Annotated in this window: 24 protein-coding genes and 1 other RNA gene; 18 read left to right on the top strand and 7 right to left on the bottom strand. The window is 31.8% G+C overall.

The window, feature by feature from the left end; genetic code table 11:
• The first annotated feature begins 204 nt into the window (after positions 1-204).
• From IPK06_16380 to IPK06_16410, 7 genes are all read left to right on the top strand, one after another.
• Positions 205-1,344, top strand: coding sequence for a tetratricopeptide repeat protein (locus tag IPK06_16380; protein ID MBK7981546.1), 1,140 nt, complete (start codon positions 205-207; stop codon positions 1,342-1,344).
• An 81-nt stretch (positions 1,345-1,425) separates the two neighbouring features.
• On the top strand, positions 1,426-1,752 hold the full coding sequence (locus IPK06_16385; protein ID MBK7981547.1) for a DUF3467 domain-containing protein: 327 nt from the start codon (positions 1,426-1,428) through the stop codon (positions 1,750-1,752).
• A gap of 176 nt (positions 1,753-1,928) precedes the next feature.
• Positions 1,929-2,999, top strand: coding sequence for a hypothetical protein (locus IPK06_16390; GenBank protein ID MBK7981548.1), 1,071 nt, complete (start codon positions 1,929-1,931; stop codon positions 2,997-2,999).
• Entirely contained in the window at positions 2,923-4,860 is a 1,938-nt protein-coding gene (locus IPK06_16395; protein MBK7981549.1) for a hypothetical protein, read from the top strand. The genes IPK06_16390 and IPK06_16395 overlap by 77 nt, the downstream gene beginning before the upstream one ends.
• A 112-nt stretch (positions 4,861-4,972) precedes the next feature.
• Positions 4,973-6,004: a T9SS type A sorting domain-containing protein gene (locus IPK06_16400; GenBank protein MBK7981550.1), complete on the top strand. Its 1,032-nt coding sequence runs from the start codon at positions 4,973-4,975 to the stop codon at positions 6,002-6,004.
• A 17-nt stretch (positions 6,005-6,021) separates the two neighbouring features.
• Positions 6,022-8,070, top strand: coding sequence for a hypothetical protein (locus tag IPK06_16405; protein ID MBK7981551.1), 2,049 nt, complete (start codon positions 6,022-6,024; stop codon positions 8,068-8,070).
• A 1-nt stretch (position 8,071) separates the two neighbouring features.
• Complete coding sequence (locus IPK06_16410) at positions 8,072-9,514, top strand: hypothetical protein (protein ID MBK7981552.1); 1,443 nt, start codon at positions 8,072-8,074, stop codon at positions 9,512-9,514.
• Here IPK06_16410 and IPK06_16415 read toward each other — a convergent pair whose 3' ends face one another.
• Both IPK06_16415 and IPK06_16420 read right to left on the bottom strand, forming a co-directional pair.
• Complete coding sequence (locus tag IPK06_16415) at positions 9,515-10,600, bottom strand: LptF/LptG family permease (GenBank protein MBK7981553.1); 1,086 nt, start codon at positions 10,598-10,600, stop codon at positions 9,515-9,517. It abuts the gene before it with no gap.
• Entirely contained in the window at positions 10,584-11,945 is a 1,362-nt protein-coding gene (locus tag IPK06_16420; GenBank protein ID MBK7981554.1) for an LptF/LptG family permease, read from the bottom strand. The genes IPK06_16415 and IPK06_16420 overlap by 17 nt, the downstream gene beginning before the upstream one ends.
• 149 nt (positions 11,946-12,094) lie before the next feature.
• Between IPK06_16420 and IPK06_16425 the strand changes: the two genes are divergently transcribed.
• From IPK06_16425 to ssrA, 4 genes are all read left to right on the top strand, one after another.
• Positions 12,095-13,468 (top strand): dipeptidase, encoded by a 1,374-nt coding sequence (locus IPK06_16425; protein ID MBK7981555.1) that lies wholly within the window; start codon positions 12,095-12,097, stop codon positions 13,466-13,468.
• 14 nt (positions 13,469-13,482) lie between these two features.
• The gene (locus tag IPK06_16430; protein ID MBK7981556.1) at positions 13,483-14,550 is read left to right on the top strand and encodes a hypothetical protein; all 1,068 of its coding nucleotides are present in this window, start codon (positions 13,483-13,485) and stop codon (positions 14,548-14,550) included.
• 2 nt (positions 14,551-14,552) lie between these two features.
• Positions 14,553-15,101, top strand: a complete 549-nt coding sequence (locus tag IPK06_16435; protein ID MBK7981557.1) for a cob(I)yrinic acid a,c-diamide adenosyltransferase — start codon at positions 14,553-14,555, stop codon at positions 15,099-15,101.
• Positions 15,094-15,448: a transfer-messenger RNA gene (gene ssrA / locus IPK06_16440) on the top strand. The genes IPK06_16435 and ssrA overlap by 8 nt, the downstream gene beginning before the upstream one ends.
• Positions 15,449-15,815: 367 nt before the next feature.
• Here ssrA and IPK06_16445 read toward each other — a convergent pair.
• The 5 genes from IPK06_16445 to IPK06_16465 all read right to left on the bottom strand — a co-directional run bounded on the left by IPK06_16445 (position 15,816) and on the right by IPK06_16465 (position 19,769).
• On the bottom strand, positions 15,816-16,628 hold the full coding sequence (locus tag IPK06_16445) for a hypothetical protein (GenBank protein MBK7981558.1): 813 nt from the start codon (positions 16,626-16,628) through the stop codon (positions 15,816-15,818).
• On the bottom strand, positions 16,591-17,094 hold the full coding sequence (locus tag IPK06_16450) for a hypothetical protein (GenBank protein MBK7981559.1): 504 nt from the start codon (positions 17,092-17,094) through the stop codon (positions 16,591-16,593). Before IPK06_16450 ends, IPK06_16445 begins: the two co-directional genes overlap by 38 nt.
• 417 nt (positions 17,095-17,511) lie before the next feature.
• Positions 17,512-18,060, bottom strand: coding sequence for a hypothetical protein (locus tag IPK06_16455; protein ID MBK7981560.1), 549 nt, complete (start codon positions 18,058-18,060; stop codon positions 17,512-17,514).
• A gap of 96 nt (positions 18,061-18,156) precedes the next feature.
• Positions 18,157-18,867: a hypothetical protein gene (locus IPK06_16460; GenBank protein MBK7981561.1), complete on the bottom strand. Its 711-nt coding sequence runs from the start codon at positions 18,865-18,867 to the stop codon at positions 18,157-18,159.
• A gap of 554 nt (positions 18,868-19,421) precedes the next feature.
• The gene (locus IPK06_16465) at positions 19,422-19,769 is read right to left on the bottom strand and encodes a hypothetical protein (GenBank protein MBK7981562.1); all 348 of its coding nucleotides are present in this window, start codon (positions 19,767-19,769) and stop codon (positions 19,422-19,424) included.
• A 1,434-nt stretch (positions 19,770-21,203) separates the two neighbouring features.
• Here IPK06_16465 and IPK06_16470 point away from each other — a divergent pair.
• Genes IPK06_16470 through IPK06_16500 form a run of 7 tightly spaced genes read left to right on the top strand, consistent with a single transcriptional unit; the run spans position 21,204 to position 25,896 of the window.
• Complete coding sequence (locus IPK06_16470) at positions 21,204-21,296, top strand: LacI family DNA-binding transcriptional regulator (protein ID MBK7981563.1); 93 nt, start codon at positions 21,204-21,206, stop codon at positions 21,294-21,296.
• Positions 21,265-21,801: a LacI family DNA-binding transcriptional regulator gene (locus IPK06_16475; protein ID MBK7981564.1), complete on the top strand. Its 537-nt coding sequence runs from the start codon at positions 21,265-21,267 to the stop codon at positions 21,799-21,801. The genes IPK06_16470 and IPK06_16475 overlap by 32 nt, the downstream gene beginning before the upstream one ends.
• Positions 21,774-22,028: a substrate-binding domain-containing protein gene (locus IPK06_16480; protein MBK7981565.1), complete on the top strand. Its 255-nt coding sequence runs from the start codon at positions 21,774-21,776 to the stop codon at positions 22,026-22,028. The genes IPK06_16475 and IPK06_16480 overlap by 28 nt, the downstream gene beginning before the upstream one ends.
• Positions 22,019-22,222: a substrate-binding domain-containing protein gene (locus IPK06_16485; protein ID MBK7981566.1), complete on the top strand. Its 204-nt coding sequence runs from the start codon at positions 22,019-22,021 to the stop codon at positions 22,220-22,222. Before IPK06_16480 ends, IPK06_16485 begins: the two co-directional genes overlap by 10 nt.
• Before the next feature lie 3 nt (positions 22,223-22,225).
• Positions 22,226-23,251: a zinc-dependent alcohol dehydrogenase family protein gene (locus IPK06_16490; GenBank protein ID MBK7981567.1), complete on the top strand. Its 1,026-nt coding sequence runs from the start codon at positions 22,226-22,228 to the stop codon at positions 23,249-23,251.
• The gene (locus IPK06_16495) at positions 23,248-25,590 is read left to right on the top strand and encodes a hypothetical protein (GenBank protein MBK7981568.1); all 2,343 of its coding nucleotides are present in this window, start codon (positions 23,248-23,250) and stop codon (positions 25,588-25,590) included. Before IPK06_16490 ends, IPK06_16495 begins: the two co-directional genes overlap by 4 nt.
• A complete protein-coding gene (locus tag IPK06_16500; protein MBK7981569.1) occupies positions 25,591-25,896 on the top strand; it encodes a T9SS type A sorting domain-containing protein in 306 nt (101 codons plus the stop codon).
• Positions 25,897-25,923: the final 27 nt, after the last annotated feature.

Below are 25,923 nucleotides of genomic sequence, written 5' to 3' on the forward strand. Positions count from 1 at the left end.
TTTATAAAAATATTCTTTTTAACCGGTAAAATCAATTTTAGGTAAAAACAATAATGAGTTATAATATACAAAATATGAATAAGAATAAATTGCAAAGTTGGCTAATTAATTAAAGCAAAATAGTATGGAAAATGTTAATTTTACATACTGGAAAAAACGTAAAATAACTTTAAAAATTAAAATCAAAATAAAAAAGAGGTCTAAATGAAGAGGACGGTAAGTGTAATTTTAATTATTTCATTTGTTTTGGGATTTTCAGCATTTCAATGCTCATCCACAGAATTAACAAGTGCAAAATTGTATATTCAACAAAATAATTATGATAAAGCAATGGAATCACTTGAAAAAGAAATTCAAAAAAATCCTAAAAGCGATGAGGGTTATTACCTGTTAGGTTTTTTACATGGTGAAAAAGGTGATATACCAAAGATGTTGGAAAATTTCGATCAGTCATTAAAAATCAGCAATAAATTTGAAAAGAATATTACTGAATCCAGAAAATACCACTGGGCAGATAATTTCAATAAAGGAGTTCAATTATTCAACCGCGGAGCTAAAGCAGGAAATACTGATAGCGCCAAAGTTATATTTGGTGATGCAATTAACAAATTTAACGATGCAATCGCCTGCGAACCGGATTCTGCTGACACATACTTGAATTTGGCTTATGCTCATTTGAATCAAGGCGACAGAGAAGCTGCTATTGTACCTTTCAAAAAAATTATGGAACTAACAAATAGTCCTGATTCATATGTTCAGCTCGGTGAAATTTATATTCAAAAAGGCGTTGAATTAAAAGAAGCAGGTGATAAAGACAAAAGCATGGAATCTTTTAATAAATCTATTGAAATTTTGGAAAAAGGAAGAAAAGAACATCCCTCTAATGGCGATATTTTATTGTTACTTTCTAATGCATACATTGGTGCCGAAAAACTTGACGTTGCTAAAGAAGCTTTCAAAGCCGGCGTTATTCAAGAACCAGAAAATAAATTTTACAGATATAACTATGGCTCATTGTTGCTTAATGCTGAAGAATATCCTGAGGCTGAAGTGCAATTGAAAAAGGCAATTGAGATTGATCCGAATTATGAAAACGCACTTTACAATTTGGCAGTTACTTATGTTAAATGGGGTGCAACAATTAGAGAAGAATCAGAAGCAAAAGAATTGAAATCAGACGAATTTAAACAAAAATTTGAAGCAGCATTACCATATCTCGAAAAATTTCTTTCAATAAACGAAAAAGAAGCGGCAGTTTGGGATTTATTGGGCAAAGTTTATGCAAATCTTGGAATGAAAGATAAATCCGAAGATGCATTCAAAAAAGCTGATATGTACAAATAATTAAATTTTTAATAATTATTAGGAGCCCATACTTTGTCTTTCTTGACAACCTATGGGCTTTTCATTTAATTGAGGACTACAATGGAAAAAAACAGCGAAAATAAGGCACAGCAAATCAATATTGAACTTGGTGAAAAAGAAGCTGAAGGAATTTACTCCAATTTGGCAATTATTACGCATTCTCCGGCAGAATTTATTTTAGATTTTACCAGAGTTGTACCGGGTGTGCCGAAAGCAAAAGTACATGCAAGGATAATTACAACGCCACAGCATGCCAAAATGCTATTAAAAGCATTACAAGATAATATTTCAAAATTTGAAAAAAGATTCGGTGAAATAAATATAGATGGTCAATCGTCCCCTCAATTTGGCTTTACCAATTTGAATAAAGACGAAAGAATTAATTAATAATCTAACAGAAATAAAATTTTCGCCGATAATAAATAGAAAATATCAAATAAATTAGAAAATTATTGTACAATTTCTTCAAACATATTATTTCGGCGCTAATTTTTAGTGCATTATATTGGAATGTCCTCTTATCCCAATCTTTAAACTTTCAACACTATTCAACCGACAACGGTTTGCCTCAAAGCACAGTTTACGATATTGTTCAAGATTCCACAGGCTTTATTTGGTTTGGAACAGAAGCAGGAGTTGGAAGATTTGACGGTATTAAAGTTAAAACATACAGCTTATCTGATGGTTTGGTTGGAACCAATGTTTGGGCTTTATTTATGGATAAGCATGGCACGCTTTGGATTGGCACAAATGACGGATTGTCACTTTTATTCGAAGACGAAATTACAAGTTTTACAACCGCCAACGGATTGAGTGATAATTTTATAGAAGGCATAACAAATGATAAAAAAAATAATATTTGGGTTGCTACAAGATACGGCGGCGCGTGTAAATTTGAAGGTAAAAAAATAACCAAATATACCGAGCAGAATGGATTTCCAAGCAATGAGCTCTCGGATGTACTTCTTGATTCCAATGGAAATTTATGGTTTACCTCTTCAAATAAAGGCTTAATTAAATATGACGGGAAAAATTTCACGGTTTATAATTCAAAGAACGGATTAATTAGTGATAATATTTTAACCATTTTTGAAGACAGCGATAAAATTTTGTGGATCGGATCGGATAGAGGAGTTTCAACCTTTAACGGTAAATATTTTTATAATTTTTCCTCAAAAGACGGTTTTCCTGAAGAAGAAGTTAGTGTTATTCTTGAAGACGCAAATAGGAATATTTGGCTTGGATTATACAATAACGGCGTTATGCGTTATGACGGGAAAAAAATCTACCGTCATGAAGGACTGCAAAGTGATGAAATTAGATCCGGATTTGTTGATAGAAGAGGAGATATTTGGTTTGGAACTTTTTTAGGCGGCGTTAGCAGGTTGCCTGCCGATTGGTTTGAAATTTATTCTACTTCTAACGGTTTGGCAGATAGAGCGGTTTATCCAATTTCGCAGGACGATAATGGTAAAATGTATTTTGGACATTATGGGAAAGGCGTTACGGTTTTGGATAACGGATATTTCAGCAGGTTAACTACAGCTTCGGGATTGATTGGAAACGACCTCAGTTCAATATTATTGGACAGTAAAAAAAAACCTTTGGTTCGGAACACTTTCCGGAGTTACTAAATTTGGAAAGGGAGGAGTTGTTTCATTCGATAGAAACAGAGGCTTAAAACACGATTATATTTTAAAGGTTTATGAAGATAGCAATGGCGACATTTGGTTTGGCGCTGTTGGCGGAATAAGTAAATATTCACCACAAACCGGAAATATTACAGAGGTTCTTACCGATGTACAAGGATTTAACAAATTTGAAGTAAACGACATTCTTGAAGATAAAAAAGGGAATATTTGGTTTGCAACTCATTACAGCGGATTGCTAAAATATAATGGTAAAACTTTTGTGCAAATCGATACGGCAAAGGGTCTGCCAGTAAATAACATTTTTTCAATTATGCAAGACGAATACGGTTATTTTTGGCTTGGAACCGATGGCGGCGGAATTACACGTTATGATGGAAAAAACTTTCAAACTATTACTGAAAAAGAAGGTCTTTCTGCAAATACATGCTATTTTATTTTAGAAGATAATCATAAGCTTTATATCGGAACCATAAATGGACTTTCAATTTTAGATAATCAAAAATTTAAAAACGAAAATAAAATAAAGTTTAGATATCTGACAAAAAATGAAGGAATTCCAAATATAGAAGTCAACCAAAAAGCATTTTTTAAAGACAGAGATGGTTTATTATGGTTTGGAACAATGAACGGAGTAATTAAAATAAATCCGAACAAAGCAGCTTTAGATGAAAATCCTTCGGTTTTTCTTACCAATGCAAAAGTATCAGACGGACAAAATGAAATTCCATTCAAATCATTTAATCAAGATGAACTTGACTATAATCAGAACAATATTTCATTCGAGTTTTACGGAATTTCATTCTCAAAACCCGAAGAGACAATTTTTGAAATTAAATTAGAAGGAATTGAAAATAACTGGGCTCAAACAAAAGAGCATACAGTAACATATAGAGCGCTTCCGCCAGGTAGTTATAATTTTTGGGTAAGAGCAAAAAACAGCGATAATACGATTGGAGAAGCAAAAATATTAAGTTCATTTAAGATATCTCCCCCATTTTATAAAACTTGGTGGTTTATAACTTTGACAATATTAAGCATATCAAGTTTTGCTTATTACCTTTATTATTATAAAACACTGCAAGTTCAAAAAAGAAATGAAGCGCTTGAAGCAATGGTTAGAAAAAGAACGAGCGAACTTGAATTGGAAAAAAATAAAAGTGATGAATTGCTGCATAACATTTTACCTTCCTCTTTGGTAAATGAATTGAAAGTAAATGGGAGAGTAAAGCCCAGAAAGTTTTCAAATGTTTCAATTTTATTTACTGATTTTAAAGCATTTACTTACACAACAAGTGTGCTTCCACCTGAAGAATTGGTAAATGAGCTTAACGATATCTTTAAAAACTTTGATAAATTAATTGATAAATACGGTTTGGAAAAATTAAAAACCATTGGCGATTCTTACATGGCCGCATGCGGAATTCCGAATGAACTAGATGATCATGCTGTAAGAATTGTATATGCCGCAATAGACTTTCAGAGATTTATTAAAGAAAGAAATAAAGCCTCTGCAATAAAATGGGATATGCGTCTTGGAATTCATTCAGGCAGCGTTGTTGCGGGAGTTGTAGGAACAAAGAAATTTACTTATGATATTTGGGGCGATACTGTAAATATTGCAAGCAGGATGGAAAGTTCCGGAGAACCCGGAGAAATAAACATTTCAGGTTATACTTATATGCTTGTCAGAGATCATTTTGAATGCGAATACCGCGGAAAAGTTGATACAAAAGGCAAAGGAAGTATTGATATGTATTATGTGAAAGGTCAAAATAGAGAAAACCTTTCAATGAAGAATAAATCAGAATTTAAATCTCAATTTCAGTTTAAACATATCGGCTAATAATACGATTATAAATTTATAGTATTTGGTTAATTATCGTATTCAAATCTTGACTTATGCTATTATTCCTTTTAATTAAATATCGGTAATTATTACATCTAAAAGGGAAATAATGAAATCTGCAGTAAAATTTAGTTTTTTACTTTTAATCATTTTTTTAAAAATTTCGATATATGCGCAAGATTCCAATGTGGTAAATTATAGCTTGTGGCTTGAGAAACCTGTGTCATTCGGCACATTGGATACAAAGGTTGATGAAGGCTCTTTTAAAGAAGGAAAAGGATTTGTTATTCCTAAAACAACGTTACCTTCAAGCCCAATTGACTTTTCGATGTATCAAAAATTATATGATGCTCTTACCGGCGGTGTTTTCACAGTTGAATACGGTGCTTTAAATAATGACATAATTATGAAAATCTTCATTAGAAAATTAGTGCCAAATGGAAATACATATTTAAATTTAGGAGTAGATAAAGATACGCTGTTCTCATATTTTGAGATTAGAATTTGGGAATTGCCGGATTCAAATTTATACCCGGAAAAAACCAGCTATTATTTTAATGAAGGTTATCATGCATATTTTTCTGTTCCAAAATCTCCGGAATTTTTAGAATTCTTGAATATGACAAATATAAGTCAGGATGATAGTCTTGCCTTTGCTTATTTGGAAGAACAGAACATTAATTTAAAAAATGTAGATGATTGGACACCTGAAGGAATTCAAACAATTGAGACAGCGGATTCGATTAAATTTAAAGCAATTCATTTATCCAGAATCGGAGGCGGAAAGAAGAAAGCAATTGCGAAAGTGAATCCTACTTCCGGAATTGAGCTAAATGAGTTAAATGAAATCCCCAATAATTTTGAACTATTTCAAAATTATCCAAACCCTTTTAACCCAAGTACAAAAATTAAATTTTCAATCCCACAACTTTATAACAAAAATTCCGCAAAAGTTTCTATTAAAATTTTTGACGTTCTCGGTAGGCAGATATTAACTCTGGTTAATGAAAATAAAAGATCAGGTGTTTACGAAATTAATTTTGATACGAATCAACTGATCCGAATGACGAGTGGAATTTATTTTTACTCATTGCAGGCCGATAATTATAGGGTTGTGCGGAAAATGATTCTGACGAAATAATTTACATAGGAATTCAAATGAAGTTTGTCAAACAAAATCAAGTTTATATTGTTTTAATAGTCGCATTATTTCTTAATTCATGTTTCGATAAACCTAACGAGTTTGTTAGTCCCACTTGGGATGTTGATTTAAATATTCCTATAACAAAAAAAGAATTTTCACTTTTGGAGATTGTTGAAAAGGACAGCTCATTTTTAAAATCTTCGGAAGATCCGCAATCAATGGGCTTGATTTATTTTGGAGACGAAAAGCCAATATCAACGGTAAAAATTGATAATCAGCTTTCCATTAACGGATTTCAAATAAATAATTCACAGCAGCTTGGTTCAATAAAAATAAACATTCCAATTCCCACTGCAACCAATATTAAAGTTGAAGAATGGGCTGAAGATGTAACAAGCGGCTCGACACAAATTTTCCCTGAACAGGAAGGTAATGTTACTTTAGATGTGGAAGGTATTAAAACTGTAGAAAAAATATATGTTGAAGATGGTGTTCTTAAATTAATTATCTTCAATAATCTTCCGGTTGATATTGAACTAAGAGGAATAATTATTAGAAATAAAATAGATCAAAGCATTGTAGCTGAGCAAATTAATACAATAGATAATTGGGTGAAGGTTCCTAAATATCAGATTGATTCGTTAAAGTTTCCGCTAATAAATTCCGAAATCTCAAATCAATTAGAATACGTTGGAACCATTTACAGTAAAGGAAGTGATGGAATTGAAGTTGTAATTCCTGAAGAATCCGGAACAACAATTTTAGCGTTATTTGACGATCTAACAATTTCCGGCGCTACTGCTCCGCTACCTGTTCAAAATATAACCGCGGAAAAGGCAATTGTTCTCGATGACTCTACATATATTGAAACCGCGGAAATTTCGGACGGACGCGGGAATATTATTTTTAATAACAATTTAGACGTTCATTTGAATGTGAAAATCACATTTGAAAATATTTTGGATGCAAGTAAAAATAAATATTCAATTTTTGTTCCTCTCGAAAAAAATCAAAAGCAAAAAGTTGTTAACATAAATGATTTATCGGGTTGGTTTATTTCTTCCACAAGTCCGGGTGAATTAACAAATAAGTTAAATTATAAATTTGAAATTGTAACGGATTCAACCGGTGAAATCTCAACAGTCGAAAAAAACGACAGTATTTCATTTAATATAGATTTTGATGATATAATATTAAAATCTATAACTGGTAAACTTAAACCGACTCCATTCAACATTACCGAAAGCGAATTTAATCTCGATTATGGAAGTTTTGATAGTAATTTAGATTTTCAATCGGCTAAATTTAAAAACTCGAAAATTCTGCTTAATCTTGGAAGTTCATCTAACTTAAAGTTTAAAATAAATGGAGTTATAACTTCAACCAATGGACAAACAACAAAATCAATTATATTAGATAATATAATTCTTCCTTCAGATAACGGAGGCGAAGTAGATATTTCTGAATTATTAAATGATTACTCCAAAGATCTGCCGTATAATTTTAAACTCATCGGCAGTGGAATAATTAATCCGGATTATGAAGTAGGAACTGTAAGCTCTCAAGATTCTATTTTCGGCAATATGAAATTTGAAATACCTTTGAATGTCGGGATTGGCGAAGCAACATTTATTGATACAATCGATCTTAACTTAGGTGATATTAAAGATGATGATATTGATAACATTAATTACGGGGAAGTTACAGTAAATATTGAAAACAGCGTGCCTGTAAATCTTAGATTCAACGCAATGGTTCTGGATTCAAATAATAATGAAATAATGCCGCTGCCGACTGAAAATAATCCAACGTCATATTTGGAAGTTCAATCTCCTACGGTTTCAAGTGAAGGCGATGTACTGAACACGGTTAAATCCGAACATACATTGAAATTGTATAATGATGAAATAATTGAACTAATTAAACATCCGTTCCTAAAAATAATGTTCGCGTTTGAAACCCCGAATTCAGATGAACAAAATGTAAAATTCAGAACGAGCAATAAAATCAATATCAGTATTAAAGTTAAAGCGAGTTACAGAGCTGATTTTAGCGGGGAATAATATGAAATTTAGAAAAATTATCATACTGTTAAGTTTATTTATTTCATCACTTGAATTTGCTCAAGGTTTCGGATCTTTCGGTTCTGTTGACGCAAAAAATATTTCAATGGCAGGAACAAACGCTGTTTCATCAACAGGAGTTTATGCAATTGGAGTTAACCCCGCAAATTTAGCAACAGAACAAGAACATAAAATTGAAATATCAACAGTTTTACCGCTTCCTAATTTAAATTTTTCAGCGGGAAATGATTTTATTACAATTAGTGATTACAAATATTTTTTCACAGGCGAAGAGAATAGTTCTGGCCAAATAGTAGGTAAATATTTGAATGAAGCTGAGAAAAATAAATTTTTAGATTTATTTTCAAACGGTTCAATGATAAATACAAATTTCGGAACTACAATATTTTCCGCTACTTTTTATCCATCAAAAAAATTGGGCGCGTTTGGAATTTCAGTCCAGGATTGGGTTAGCGCAAATGTAAGTCTGCCTAAACAAATTTTTGAATTAGTTCTTTTTGGAAATGAAACGGAAAAAGTTTTTGACTTAAGCGACATGGATTTGAAAACCTGGTATTTAAGAAATTATACGCTTTCATATGCTAAAGATTTATCGAATTTATTTCCTGACGCATTTAGATCCTTTACCGCGGGCATCACCTTAAAAATGGTGCACGGTTATTTCTATGCAGGTTTTGAAAATATGAATACCACGCTTCAGACGCAAAATAATTTCGGTATTCAAGTCAACGGCAATTCAAGAATGCTTATGGCTGCTTCGCCAAATTTTGGCATTAAGTACGATTTTGATGAAGACGGAATTGAGAAAGAAACACAATTAGGTCTATTTAATAAACCAGCGGGAACGGGTTTTGGAATGGATTTAGGATTTAACGCGGAATTGAATAAAGCATGGTCTTTCGCTGTTGCCTTAACAGATCTTGGTAAAATAAACTGGAATAATGAATCAATTGAATACGCTTCTTCAACCACGTATCTTTTGGAAGATATTACCGATGAAACACTTTTAGATTCTCTTGGCAAAGCTATAACAGGCGAGGGAAGATATATTAATGAGTTTTCTACAAGTCTGGCAACCGCAATGAAATTGGGAGTTGCATTTAAACTTGATAAATTTTTAAATGGAAATTTCCCGGGAAAATTATTAATTGAATTCAACTATCAGCAGGGTTTTAATAATATGCCCGCAAACACTACAGAGCCAAGATTTTCATTAGGTTCTCAATACAGCCCATGGAACTGGTTTAATTTGAGAAGCGGAATTTCTTACGGAGGAATTGAAGATTTTAATTGGGCATTTGGGTTAGGATTCAGTTCGGGATTATTGGATTTCGATTTTGCGGCTTCGTATGTTCACTCTTTGTTTGACGGAAACAACGCAAAAAGATTGGGATTTGCAATGTCAAGCAGATGGAAATTCTGATCATTTTTTTATTCGAATTAGGTTAAATACTCCCGCGATAAAAAATATAATGTTTGCTAGCCATGCTGTAATAAGCGGATTGAACACACCGTTTTTACCAAACGCTTGACTTATTTTCATAAAAACCAAATAAACAAAAGTAAGCAAAACATTTATACCGAATTGGATAGCGGTTCCGCCTTTGCGCTTATTAGCGGAAATTGTCATTCCAAACAAAATTACTACAAAACTGGCGAATGCAAAAGCTATTCTTGAGTGATATTCAATTTCAATTCTCGTTGGATCTGTACCCGCATTAAATTGTTCCTGCGAATATTTTTTCAATTCACTTAAAGTCATTTCATCGGGTATTTTTTGTTTTTGTATAACTTCATCTGGTGTAAAAGTAAGATAGTTTACATCTAGTTCTTTAAATTCGGAAACAGAATCTTTCCCGTTAAAGAAAAACCTTTGTACCCCGTCAGATAATTGCCAAGCTTTTTTTGTAGAATCGTATTTCATTGATTGCGCGTCGATTCTTGAAATCATTTTTTCAATATTTTTTTCATCAAATTCCTGAATACTAACTCTATTGGCACGACCCATTTTAACATTAAAATAAGTTATAGTTACAATTCTGGTTGCTGAATCCTGAAAATAAATATTACTGCCGGAGCTGATCATATTTTTATTTAAATAATTTTGCTCAATAAAGATTCTATTTTTATTTGCTTCAGGAACAACAAATCCGCCAAAATAAATAGCGAAGAGACTTATAATAAATGCGGTTGACAAAAACGGCAATGTGAATCTATAGAAACTTATTCCGCCTGCTTTTATTGCCGTCAATTCATTTTGATTTGATAGTTTACCAACTGTGAAAAGCGCGCCGAGCATAACCGCGACCGGCATCATCAATCTTATTATTTCAGGAATAAAAACAAAGTAATACTGAACGACAATATTCCATGTTGTGTTTGCGTCGATGAAATCATCAAGTTTTTCCATCATGTCAATTACAACAAAAATTAATGTAAATGTGATCAAACCAAAAAGTACGGTTTGAATAAATTGTCTAATCAGATATTTATCAATTATTTTCAGAATTTATTCTCCAGCTTTTTGGTACGAATTTTTTGAAAAAATCTAAATTCAGTTCTACTCTTTCTTTCGCGCCCTTACGAACTAAAATAATTCCAATAATACCTAAAACAATATTTGCCGTCCATGTGCCCCAAAAAGGTGAAAGCATTCCTCTATCGGAAAGTTTTTCACCACCGATTAAAAATGCCCAGTAAACAAGGAAGAATCCCAAACTAATTCCCGCGGCAACGCCAAAACCCCCTCTTCGAGTCATTGTGCCGAGAGGAACACCGATTAAAACAAACACTATGCAGGCAAATGGAATTGAGTATTTTTTATGAATCTCAACCCAGTAGCTATCCATTCTTTTTTCATTGGCGTCAATGCGCCTTAAAATTGGCATAAGCGCGTTCTTTGTCGCTCTTACTTTATCTTCAGCATGAAATAAACTTATCTTTAGACTTTTATTATGTTTTTCAATATTTGCAAAATGTAAAGTATCCTTAACGAAATTAGATGTAATTTGTTTTTCCAATCTTTTTGTTTCTTCGTTATTCAATTGGGCAATGCTGTCTACTAAAGCTAAAATTGCGGGCGCACCAAGTTCTCTATCGCCGCGTCTGCCGCCGAGCGCGGATTCTCTAAGTGAAAATTGATCCGCGTCCATTGCTATAATATGATTTTTAAATTCTAATTTTCTGTATGGTTTTAGGTTTCCGATATTTGACGTATGTATTTCACCGTCGAATAAATTTAAAATTAATTTTTTTCTATCTGCTGTAAAATAAATTTCACCTCGTTTGGCAGTAACAACATTATAACTCTGAGCGGTAGAATAATCATATATTGTAAGATTTTTAAGTTCATTAGTTTCAGAATCAATTTCTCTTGCCAATAATGAATATCTCGGCATTTCTTGAGAAAATACTCCCGGTACCAAAGATAAAGTTGGCTTTTGATTGGAAATATCCTGAGTTAAAACTCTTAAAGCGTGATTTGCTTCGGGATAAATATTGTTGTTAAACTGAACTAGCAAGAAGGCGATCAGAATACTTCCGGCAAGCGGCGGCAGCATCATTTTGTACAAACTAATTCCGGAAGCTTTCATTATTGCGACTTCGTTATTTTGAGCCATACTTCCGAAAGCCATTAAAGTGGCTATTAAAACAGCCATTGGAACGGCTAGAACAAACATCCAGCTTAAGCTGTAAATTATCAATTTGGAAATTACAATAAAGCTCAAACCTTTACCGACAAGTTTATCCGCAATTTTCATTAAGAACTGCAAAAGAAAAACCGACATTAATGTAAACAGCGCAAACAAAAACGGCATCAGCAAATTTTTAGATATGTATTTGAATAATATCATATGTTATAAGTTAATACTTTTTCAAAAATAAATAATCTTTTCAATTTTATTTGGGAAATCTCAATTCTATTCCTTCTATTTCTATTATAATTAAAAAGAATTTCTTAAGTTTTAAAAGTGTTTTTCCATCTTTAACAAAAGGAGAGATCGTGGAATCAGTATTAAATTATATATCTAAAAATAAAGAGAATTATGTAAATGAATTGAAAGATTATTTACGAATTCCGAGTATTTCTACATTAAGTTCACACAAAAATGATATGTTGAAATGCGCCGAATTTGTATCAAAAAAAATGAAAGACGCCGGATTAGATAAAGTTGAAATACTCAAAACTGAAGGCAACCCATTGGTTTACGGAGAATGGCTTAATGCTCCCGGAAAACCAACAGTTTTAATATACGGTCATTATGATGTTCAGCCTGTTGATCCGATAAATTTATGGAAATCAGATCCTTTTGAACCCGTAATTGAAGATGGTAAAATTTGGGCACGCGGCGCAAATGATAATAAGGGTCAAAATTTTGTTCACATTAAAAGTGTTGAAGCATTTTTAAAATCTGAAAATAAACTTCCGCTTAATGTTAAATTTTTAATAGAGGGTGAAGAAGAAGTCGGCAGCGAAAATTTAGAGAAATTTCTTAAAGCCAACAAGGATAAATTAAAATGCGATGCGGTGTTAATTTCAGATACTAGCTTATACAAAGAAGGAACTCCGACATTAAATTACGGCTTACGCGGCTTAAGTTATATGGAAGTTGAACTTACCGGACCAAATAAAGACCTTCATTCCGGAAGTTTCGGCGGCTCAGTCGCTAATCCCATAAATGAATTGGCAAAAATTATAAGCAAACTTCATGATAAAAACGGAAAAGTTACAATTCCTGACTTTTATAAAGACGTACTTCCATTTACAAAAAAGGAAATTGAGAATATTAATAATTTAAAATTTTCCGATAAAAATTACGCAAAAGAATTAGGAGTAAAAGAACTGCAAGGCGAAAAAGGATTTAACACTTTACAAAGAATTTGGGGAAGACCGACTTTAGATTGCAATGGCATATTCGGAGGATTTACAGGCGAAGGAGCAAAAACGGTTCTGCCTTCAAAAGCAACCGCAAAAATCAGTATGAGATTGGTTCCGAATCAAGATCCGAAAAAAATCTCGAAGGAATTTACAAAATATATTAAATTACTTGCGCCGAAAAGCGTTAGCGTAAAAATAACAGATATGCACGGCGGTTATCCGGTTGTTGTATCGTTGGAAGATCCGGCAATAATGGCAGCTTCAAAAGCGGTTGAAAAAGCGTTTGGTAAAAAAACAGTTTATACAAGGGAAGGCGGTTCAATACCAATTGTGGTTGATTTTGTTAAACAGCTTAAAGCTCCGGCAATTCTTATGGGATTGGGATTGGATTCCGATAATATTCATTCGCCTAACGAGCATTTTAGTTTGAAAAGCTTTGAATTGGGAATTTTAAGTTCGGCATATTTTATTAACGAGTATTCGCAAATAAAAATTTAGTTAAGAGGAGTATTTTGGGTTTATTAAATTCATATTATAAACAAAGATTTGAAAATTTAAAGATCAACGCGGATGATACGGTTGAAATTTATTCTGATTATAAAATAGAAAATGACGCGATTAAATTCGGAGTTGGAATTTACGATAGATCGGAATCTGCTGTTTTAAAACTTGTTGGAAAAGATGTCCTGGATTTTCTTAACAGAATATCAACAAATGAAGTTATCAATTTAGAACCATACCATTACGTAAGTACATTATTTACCAACGAGAAAGGGAAGTTGATTGACAGAACTGCGCTGATAAGATATGAAGATGAATATTTTTTAATTGGAAGTAAATTTAACGATATGATGTTATTAAGGTGGATTGAAAAATATATTATTACCGAAAACGTAAAGTGTGAAAATTGTTCGAACAAATATTTAATACTCGATATTATTGGTCCGCAGGCTGAATCATATTTAACATTGATTTGCGGAAAGGAAGTTGATGAACTTGATAATAACAGACTTCACCAAGTTATTATTGATACTAAAACGGCTTTCCTGTTAAAGAAAAAAGCACACAGCGGAGAAATTATTTATTGGTTGCTATCGAAGGTTGAAAATGCTGAAGCGATGATAGAATATCTTTTAAATCATAAAAGCGTATTTGATTTGGAGATGATTGGAGAAGCGGCGTTTGATAGATACAGAGTGATAAACAAAGTTTCCAAAGGCGGAAGAGAAATAACCGATAAATATAATCCGCATGAAGCTAATTTAATAAATGATGTAAGTTTTTCTAAAGGATGCTTTATCGGACAGGAAGTCATTGCTCGATTAGAAACTTACGATAAAGTTCAGAAGGATCTTAAAAAATTTGTCATTAACTCAAATAATATAAAATTACCAGCCGACTTGGTAAATACCGAGAACGAGGTAGTTTGCACAATTACGACACTTACAGACAATATTGAGCTGAATAAATTTGAAGGTTTGGGATACTTTAAGAAAGCTCTAATTGATAAAAATATAGAATTTGAATTAGCTCAAAGTGATAATACAGATCAAAAATTTTTAGTTAAATTGTTAGATTAGTTATGAAAATTTATACAAAAACCGGTGACGACGGAAGTACAAGTTTATTCGGCGGAACACGTGTTCAAAAAAATAATATTCGAATCAATGCTTACGGTACAATTGATGAATTGAATTCAGTAATTGGAATAGCTGTATCCGGCGATATTAATGATGAAATAAAATTTGAATTAGAAAATATTCAAAATGTATTATTTCAAATCGGGTCGGAACTTGCTTCACCGGAGAATGTTAAAAGCAATATTATTAAAAGAACTTCCGAAGAGGACGTAAAAAATTTAGAAACTCTAATTGATAAATTCGATGAAAAATTGCCTCCGTTAAAGAATTTTATTTTACCCGGAGGAAATAATTCCGCCGCGCAATTACATTTTGCGCGTACTGTTTGCAGAAGAGCGGAAAGAATAATTGTGGAATTAAAAGAATTCGAATTGGTAAGCAAGAATGTGTTAATTTATGTTAACAGACTTTCCGATTTATTTTTTGTTTTGGCGCGATATCATAATTTATCGCGGTCAACTGCTGAAATAATTTGGAAACCTCGGGGGTGAAATTGGCTTCGACGGGGTTATTTGTTCTTTGAACTGCGCACCGTGTTCTCCGTAGACACGCTAAACGACGGAACAAAGTCGAGACGACGACTATAACTACGCATTAGCTGCTTAATTTGTAAGTAGCCGTTCGCCTAATTTGTGTGTGCCGAAATTAGGATGAACGCCGTTAGGTGCACTAGTGGATTCGAGTTCTCTGGTAGATGAAGCGAAATTTTAACGGAGATAGAAAATTAAAACCATGTTTGTTTGGGTTTGGTTTTTGAAATTTAAATAATAAACTATGTGTGTAGACGTTCACTGAAAGGTATCTTCGGACGCGGGTTCAACTCCCGCCACCTCCACAAAATTATAATAAAAATAGTGAGTTTAGTAACACCTTAAAACATCACTAAGTCCAAAATTTATTTTAATCTCCATTTACTTTTTTTCTTTAACCAGAATAAGTTGAAGGATGTTTGTTTACTCATTAATGATTAAATAATTGTTTGGGTAATTTTCAACAAAACTTTTTATTATAAGAGATATAATAACCCATTACGTTAATAATTGCGATTTTTTTGTTTAACAATAGCATATTACTTGCCGCCTTAAAGTTAATGTTATGCTTACCGAAATAAAAATTAAACTTCTGAACTTTCTTTATAAAATAATCTCAAAATTTTACCAAAAGCATTCTGCAGTAATTACTCTGATTTATTAGTTATTATGAATTTATAAATTTCTAACTTTTTCAAGTTGCACTTCCTTATACAGTCCAAAAATTAATAAAATTGTAAAAAAAATAGAGGCGCCAATAGTCCCTAAATTAAGACCACCTTTATCAACGGATTTTGTTAATAGGTCTCCGAATGTTGCGCCAAAAGGTCTAGTTAAAACAAACGCAAACCAAAAGAGAAAAGTTTTTGACAGTTTGGAATAAAAATGTAAAAAAATTATTATAACTAATAATATAGTAATTAATAAAGCGCTAATTAAAAAACCCAATCCTAAACTATCTGAAAGAAAGTCACCGGCAGCAGTGCCTAATGTATTGGCAATTAAAAATGCAATCCAATAATAAATTTCTGCTGAAGTAGAAGTTATATTTTCTACTGCAATTGATTTTTCTTTTTGATACCAGAGCATTAAAATAATTAATAAAAGAAATATTAAAAGTATAGAACCAAATGTGTATCCAATACCAAGTGTTCTATCAATAAAATCTGAAATTCCGGTTCCAACTATTGCTGTAGAAGTAAAAACAAGCCAGTAGGCTATTGGTTCGTATTTTTTAATTTTAATTTTGTAAGAAAGTAGAATAATAAATAATACAAGGAATATAATTATTGTTTCACCATAACCCAAATTCAGAGTCATTGAAAACATATCTGCCACAGTTTCACATAAAGTGGTTGCGGCAATTTTTATAACCCAGTAAATAAAAACAATTTGCGGAATTCTGTTTAGTAATTTTACATTATTTGCTTCGGTTGGATTATTTAAAATATTATTTTTCAAAATACGCCTCCAAAAGATCAACAGCATCTAAATTCATCTGAGCCCCAAAATTTAGCATATTCTTATTTTGGGTACTAACTGAATTTTTTAAGCCTAAAACAATGTCGCTCACTAAATCTTTTAAGGCATCATTTTTGATTCGTACTTTTACATTATCCCATAAATTTTCCGTAGTTTTTGAAATTGCTTTTATATTGTTCCAATCAATTACTTTTTGAATTAATAATGATTTAATCTTGAATCCAACATAATCGAAAAGAACTACTTCTTGTGGAATTTTCAGTTTTGTATAATCTAATTCTAAAGCTAAAATTTTGTATGAATCAACCGCTATTAATGCTATTGAAGCATAGTCTTGATTTTTTGATAATTTACTAATTTCATTTTGGTTTGCTTTTAGTTGATTAAAACTCTCGATAGTTAAAATATTGTTAATAAGATTAATTTCCTCATTTATATTTTTTATACTTTCTACAATTTTATATTTTCGCATATTTAAAGAAAAATTCTGTTAAATCCTCATATTGTGACATAAGATTATCAATTTTGTTGTTTTTATTAATACTTCTGGGGAAAATTGAATTACATATGATTATTGTTAGTATTACTGGAAACAAAAAGATTTTTAATTTCATTAAAATACTCCATAAATCATTTAAACAAATTGTTCTAAAATTAAATTAAAATATTCGTTTGTTAAATACACAATTATTTTTCATAGAGATTTATTTTTGACTTTGTATAAGAGCAAGTCAATCTATTATTCTGTCACAAAACATTGAAGGTTATTTTTTACAAAATTCTAACAAATTAGCGCGCAGCTTGTCACGATTCATTAGAAGTCAAGTTGTCCAAAGGACTCTGCCAATGGCAACCCTTGGATCAAAGAGGTTTTGTTAGTTATGCCGAATTAATTATTATAAAAACCAATCGTTAAGCCAATTCCTCCATATCCGGACCTTTCTTCTGCAAGTCCGGAAATAAATTTTAGAAGTAAGCCAATATTATCTTTGTACAAATTAAATTTAAACTCAATACCCAACTTCATCAATAGTTTAGAATCAGATTTTGTCTCTTCTAAATTATTATGCAATGTAATTCCCAATAATGGAGAAAACCAAATAAAATTACCCCTAACACTATAACGACCTAAAAGACTAAAATCCCAATAAGGTCCAAATGTGCTTCCGCCACCAACATCCAAATCCAGTATTTTATAATATTCCGTACTAATTCGTAATCCAAAATTATATTTTTTATTTATTGAAGAATAAAAATCATAATCACCGGAAATCCCAATTTCATTTATTGCTATTGCGGAAACGGCTTCAATTTGAATCCCAAAAAATTTTGAATTTTTAAGTAACTTATTTGGATTCGCAGAAGAAGTATCAGCTTGACTAAATAATTTTCCGCAAAATAAAATTATTAGAATTACTATAATGTTTTTAATTTCCATTTATTTATCGCAGTATAATGATGTTAAAATAACATGACAATCAAAATTTATGTAGACAATGCTTTAGTAAAAAAATTATTATTCATATATACATTATCAGTTAATATAAAAGATTAACTTAAGTATGATATAAACGTTGCTTTCAAGATTAGCTCTCATCTCAATTTTACCTTCATCATCTGTATAAACCATCGCTAAGCCGGATTCCGCGTATTTTAAATTTACAATTGATAATGAATTAGCTCCATTCTTCCAACTTGAACTATCTGATAACCAATCTTTCGTTTCTCCGTTTGGTCTAAAAGCTATGTAATCTGAATTTGTCAATACTCGATCAACTCTTAAAATTAAAAGTGTTTTCTTTTTTCCTACAATATGACTAACATCAAATTCTGTCCATTCTTGCGGACATAAAGAATTAAATAATTGTTCATCAACAAAATCTTTTTTGGGCTGTGTTTTAATAATACTTTCAATTAAACTTTGCTGATAAGCCAGCATTGAATCGATAGTGGTTTGTTGCTCATTGATCAATGAATCGATCAGTGATCTTTGAGCCGAGCTTAAAGAATCTAATTGACTGTTGTAAAGATTTGATAGTGAATCGATCATTTTCTGACTTTTAACAATTATTCCGGCAATTTGCTCATTTTGATTTTGAATTATCAACATTAACGAATCTAATGTTTCTTGATATTTTATTTCTTGTTCCACTTGCCGTTTTTCTAGATCATCTACTCTATCTTCTAATGGATTTTCACAACTTAAGAATAAAAATAGGACAAACGTGAAGAATATACTTTTCATTTTAACCTTCTTTTAATTGCTAATTTTTTATTTTTTTATGGAATTAAATCAGCTTAATTGCATTGTATTATATTGCTCATATTTTACTAAGTACTCCAAATTATAATAACCTCTGCATATTTTAATAAACAGAACTTCAATTTTAGAGTAGCCGCAATTAAATCCATATTTAACATTTACCTATTTATTTTGTTTATAGACATAAATATTTTTCGGCAAGCTGTTGATGGTAATTGTCAAAATATTTTTGAAGTTCTTTTGCTATAATTTCTGCTTTAATTAAGGTTGGTTCTATGTTAACATTAACAATTTTACATTCCATATCACAACATTTATCAAATGTTACTTTGCTTGGTTAAAAAGCGCAATCAGCTCTTCATAAGTTGGCTTAACTGAACTTTCTCCATAAACTTCATCTATTAAAAATTGTACATCGCTTTTATCAAAACTTTCCCACGCTCCATTTTTTTTATACTTCTGCCATAATTTAGAAGTAAATATTAACTTGTAAATATTTTGATTTGCTGGATTAAGTTTAAGAGCTTCTTGAAAATTTAATATTGATTCTTCATATTTATTTTTGCAAAATACTGTAAGCCTTTAAGAGTATGAAGTTCCTCCGCAATTATATTATTTTGATCTATTGCCTTACTTAGTACTTTATATGATTTTTCATCATCATGTATTTTGCTATAAGCGATTGCGAGATTTTTTAACGTTTCAACTGAGTTTGGATTTATTTTTAATTCAGAGTTAAAATATTCTATAGCGCGTAATAATTCGGTTTTATCCATAGTATTTGTTGATAAAATATCCTTACCCATATTTAAATAATCGACTTTTTGTTCAACGCAGCCAATTATAAAAAAAATAACTGATACAATAATTATTTTTATTCTCATATTATTTTTCTCCTATGTATTTTTGCTAAAAAAAAATTAACTTGCTGAATGTTGTCCGCAGCTTAATAGTTTTTTTGAACATTCATTTCCTAAGGAAATTTGATAAGATAAGTTTGGTATTATTTCATTTCAATATTTGAATTAAATTTTAGTAATTCTGAAATGAATATATTGAAATCCCTTAGTTCGATAAAATTTATACTTTTATTATATTTAGTAACTTCCAATCTTTCAGATAATAAAGAATATGACATAAAAAAATATTTGTTTGTCATTATTTACAAAACTTCGCCATTTAAGTTACATTAATCTCAGTTTTATAGTATTAACTTAAAATATAAATATAATATAAGAGAATATTATCTTATTGTAAATAAGTATAAATACGTACAATTTAGAATTAGATATTTTTATAAAACAAATTCCATGCAAAAGCAAATCGACTTCTACAGCAAATATTTTCGAATTACAATAAATTTATATAGATGAGATAATATTATATAAGTGAATGAAAAATATTTGGAATAATATCACATTAGATGATTCTAAAAAACATACGTCCATACCCGAAATTGGACAAGCTCAATTAATATCAGATCATGTATAAAAACCATTTATACTTACTTATCGTATACCGCGGCAATACAAGGCTATTTAAGGCGGAAACAGATTTGATAGATTAGTGAATAGCCCAAATTAAAAAATAATTTGTAATGATATAAATCCAGCGTTCATGAAAACTTCCGAAGAAAGAAATAAAAATAAAGCCAATGGAATTGAATTCAATTGTGCTGATATTACATATTAAAGTTATAAAATAAGCAAAGTTAATTTAATAATTGCAGCTTTAGTTTTTGAGTATGTCGAATACAAAAAGGCAATAAATAATATTGCAAAATATCTTAATAAAAAGGAAAATTTGCTTTACTAATTCAATTCCCAAATTCTTTAATTCCGAAAAATCACTGAGTCCTTATCATTCCTTAAAAAAAAATAGATGATCATTTTACTTACGTCGACATTAAAAAAATTGCAAATTATTACACAATGAAAAAAGTGTAACTAATAGATAAAAATGAAATTGAATTAAGATGGGGTAATAAATTTGTTAAGCTGCTATTTAAAAAACAATTTTAAAATAATTCCTCAAATTCTTATATATGATATATTTTCAACAAAAATTCTAATCTAAATTATAGTATTACATATAATACTATGATGATTATTTGTTAATTAAGTTAAACGTTTAATCTAAATAAATTGTTTACTATTAAAATAATACATTTTAATAAATAGTCTCTCACATCCAATTGGCATAAGCTGTTGAAAATATCTATTTGTATAGTTTTGTAATTAATCCAAAAATATTAAAAAATATCTTGACCGAAAGAGAAAAATAATGTAAGTTTAGTTAAACGTTTAACCGAGTGTGAAATGAGTGCGACAATAAAAAATGTAGCAGAAAAAGCTGGTGTTTCAACAGCCACAGTTTCCTTTGGTTATTCACGGCAATTCAAGAATTTCTAACCAGACAAAAAAGAAAGTTCAAAATGCGATTAAAGATTTGGATTTTCATCCATCACGCTCAGCAAGAGGATTAGTATCAAAAATTACGGGAAACATAGGATTCATTTTAACTGATGATCATTTTTTAAGAACCGAACCATTTTATACAAGAATATTTTTGGGTACTGAGTTTGAAGCACGCGATGGTGAATATTATGTTTTACTAACAACAATTAAATCAGATTTTGATGAAAATTCTCCTTTACCTCGGTACATTCTTGAAAAAAATGTAGATGGTATTATTATTGCAGGAAAAGTTCCCCAGAATCTTATTGATAGAATTTGCACATTAAAACTTCCAATTGTATTTGTTGATTTTGAGATAAGTAATAATAATTGCCCTTCCATTTTAATTGATAATTTTCAAGGCGGAGTATTGGCGGCTCAGCACTTAATTCAGTTGGGACATAAAATATCGGTTTTATTGGCGGTGATATTATGCACCCAAGTATTAGGGGAAGGTTGAATGGTTACAAACATGCACTTGAAAAAGCTAATTTAAAAATTAAAAACAATTTAATTGTTATTGATGCTGCTTATCCCGATAGACAATACGGATACAGGTCGGTACAAAAGTTACTGAAGCAAAATGAAAATGTGACTGCAATCTTTGCTTGTAATGACGCAATGGCTATTGGAGCTATGCATTTTTTGAAAGAAAATAATTATAAAATTCTGAAGATATTTCAATAATAGGATTTGATGATGTTGAAGCGGATCTATTACTTGATCCTCCGTTAACAACAATTAGGGTACCAAAAGTTGAATTAGGCGCTGAAGCGCTTAGAGTAATTATTGAACTTATAAAGAACAAATCCAATGCAAAAAAAATTCTTGTTCCTGTTGAATTAATAATTAGAAAGTCAACGAAACAATTAGAAAAATAATAAATGAAAGCTGCAGTTTTAAAGAATATTCAAAATATAGATATTGAAGATTATTCAATTCGTAAATTGAACTCCAATGAAGTTTTAATTCACGTAACAAATTGCGGAATTTGCGGCACGGATAAACATATTTTTGAAGGTACGGCACCTTCGGCAAAATCTGTAATATTAGGACATGAATATTCTGGCATTATTGTAGACAACAATAATAATCTTCAATTCAAACATGGGGATAAAGTTGTAGTTGATCCTAATATAATATGCGGTACATGTACATTTTGTAAAAAGGGTAAAATTAATTTATGTACCCATCTTAAAGCTTTAGGTGTTACTTTAAATGGCGGTTTTGCAGAATATTCTATTGTTCCCACTTCTCAATTATATACTTTACCAAATGAATTTGACTTAAGCACCGCTGCTTTTGCGGAACCACTTTCATGTTGTCTTCATGGAATTAATCAACTAAACAATATATTAGGTGAAAATGCAGTCGTAATAGGCGGAGGATCAATTGGATTGCTGTTTATTCAATTAGCTAAGCTGGCAGGTGCTTCAAATGTATTTTTAATTGAGCCGGTAGAATTTAAAAGAAATTTGGGTCTTCAGTTAGGAGCAGATTATGTATTCAATCCGAAAGCTGAACATTTCTTAGAAAATTTTTATGATGCGACAAAAAAAGATGTTGGTGTTATTATTGAATGTGTAGGGAGTAAGGAAACGGTAGAACTTTCAATCAATTTGGCTGGTAAAGGAACAAAAATAGTCATATTCGGATTAGCCCCCAAAAATCATGATGTACAATTAAATCTTCAGAAATTATTTCAAAATGAAATTAAAATTTTTAATTCTCTTTTAAACCCTAATACGTTTCAACAAGCGGTTCATTTATTGGTAAATAATAAAATAAAGGTTGACAAATTAGTAAATGAGTTTATTTCTTTAAATCAACTTCAAAATGTTTTAGGAAATTTTTCAAATTCTCGGATAATTAAGTATCAATATAAAAATAATATCAAGGAGGCAGTATGAGTAGATTTACGCGCTTAAAAAAGTGGTGTATAATTAATTTATCTATACTTTTTTTGATAAATGGCATTCCAATTAATGCGCAAAGCGGCATTAACAATATAGGCAGTTTTGAACAGGAATTACCGTCATATTGGACCAAAGGCAAAGAACCGGGCGGATCAACATTAACCTGGTCAAATGACGAGTATATATCAATGGGCAGAAGCTTGAAGATACAAAAGAACAGTACGGGTGAAGCAGCAATGTGGGAAAGTGAAAATATGGCTGATCTATGGTCGGAACATCATTTTAAGGATGTAGATATAAAGATGGGAGTATCGTATAAGACAAGCGGAGTAAATACAAACCCAGGCAATGAAGATTCGAAATGGTATGTAAGTTATAGTTTTTACAGAGAAGACGGAGGACTGATAGGCGAGAAGAAGTTTGAACTAGATCAAAGTGTATCAAGTACAAGCGGATGGGTAGAGGATACGACTGAAGTAGGCGAGATAATCTTGCCTGAAGATAGTTACAAGACAATAATAAGGTTTGTAGGCGGAAAAGATGCTGTAGGCACGGTATGGACAGATAATTATGTATTTGTAGGCAGAGGAGGCTGGGCAGGACAAAACTGGAACACGGAATTGGGCGTACCGACGGGATGGTTTTACTGGTTACCACCGGTTGGAGGCAATGACGGAAAGTTAAGCGACGGATATGAAAGAACAGTAGTAACAGAAGAAGAGTCGTATTATGGAAAGAAATCATTAAAGTTTGACATGCTGCCGGGAACGCATGACGGATTTGTAGGAACAAGAAAATACGCTATAGACGGAAGCGCTTTGGGTAAAGCTGTTAGTAATGGAGGAAGTAAAGACATAAGTGAATTAAGCGGCGTAGTTCCGGGCGATGTACTTAGAGTAAGCGTTTGGATAAAGGGAAAAGACTTGAAACCGGATTCAGCCTCAGCGGTAGGCGATCAATGGAGTGTAGCATTAACCCCAATATTCCATAATACAGTAGGCAATAATTCAGGGTGGGGAGAATTCTGGTCAAGTGACATAGCGTTAGCCTTCCCGAAAGTAACTGAATTTGACTGGACACAATTTTATATAGACGTAACAGTTCCCGAAGGATCGAAAGCGTTTTCATTGAGATTACATCCATTGGGAAGATTCCAAGGAACGGTATACTTTGACGGATTGACCGTAGAAAAATTAGATCTGCCGAAAATAAGTGAGATAGGCAGCTTTGAACAGGAATTACCGTCATATTGGACCAAAGGCAAAGAACCGGGCGGATCAACATTAACCTGGTCAAATGACGAGTATATATCAATGGGCAGAAGCTTGAAGATACAAAAGAACAGTACGGGTGAAGCAGCAATGTGGGAAAGTGAAAATATGGCTGATCTATGGTCGGAACATCATTTTAAGGATGTAGATATAAAGATGGGAGTATCGTATAAGACAAGCGGAGTAAATACAAACCCAGGCAATGAAGATTCGAAATGGTATGTAAGTTATAGTTTTTACAGAGAAGACGGAGGACTGATAGGCGAGAAGAAGTTTGAACTAGATCAAAGTGTATCAAGTACAAGCGGATGGGTAGAGGATACGACTGAAGTAGGCGAGATAATCTTGCCTGAAGATAGTTACAAGACAATAATAAGGTTTGTAGGCGGAAAAGATGCTGTAGGCACGGTATGGACAGATAATTATGTATTTGTAGGCAGAGGAGGCTGGGCAGGACAAAACTGGAACACGGAATTGGGCGTACCGACGGGATGGTTTTACTGGTTACCACCGGTTGGAGGCAATGACGGAAAGTTAAGCGACGGATATGAAAGAACAGTAGTAACAGAAGAAGAGTCGTATTATGGAAAGAAATCATTAAAGTTTGACATGCTGCCGGGAACGCATGACGGATTTGTAGGAACAAGAAAATACGCTATAGACGGAAGCGCTTTGGGTAAAGCTGTTAGTAATGGAGGAAGTAAAGACATAAGTGAATTAAGCGGCGTAGTTCCGGGCGATGTACTTAGAGTAAGCGTTTGGATAAAGGGAAAAGACTTGAAACCGGATTCAGCCTCAGCGGTAGGCGATCAATGGAGTGTAGCATTAACCCCAATATTCCATAATACAGTAGGCAATAATTCAGGGTGGGGAGAATTCTGGTCAAGTGACATAGCGTTAGCCTTCCCGAAAGTAACTGAATTTGACTGGACACAATTTTATATAGACGTAACAGTTCCCGAAGGATCGAAAGCGTTTTCATTGAGATTACATCCATTGGGAAGATTCCAAGGAACGGTATACTTTGACGGATTGACTGTGGAAAAAAAATATCTGAAGTAACTGGCGTTAAAAAATGAATTTATTCCAACAACTTATACTTTATTCCAAAATTATCCGAATCCTTTTAATCCTTCAACAGTAATTAGCTATGCTTTACCAAAAGCTTCATTCGTTACAATTAAGATTTATGATATGCTTGGTAAAGAAATAAAAATGTTAGTTAATGATATACAGAGTTCAGGTGTAAACTACATTCAATGGAATGGTGATAATAATTCGGGAAGTAAAGTTGCAAGCGGTACTTATATCTTTACAATTAAAGCCGGTGATTTTATTCAATCCAAAAAGATGATGCTGCTGAAGTAAAAAATATAAAGAAGGACACTTTTTGGT

It is taken from the genome of Ignavibacteriota bacterium, assembly GCA_016713565.1.
Lineage (GTDB): Bacteria > Bacteroidota > Ignavibacteria > Ignavibacteriales > Melioribacteraceae.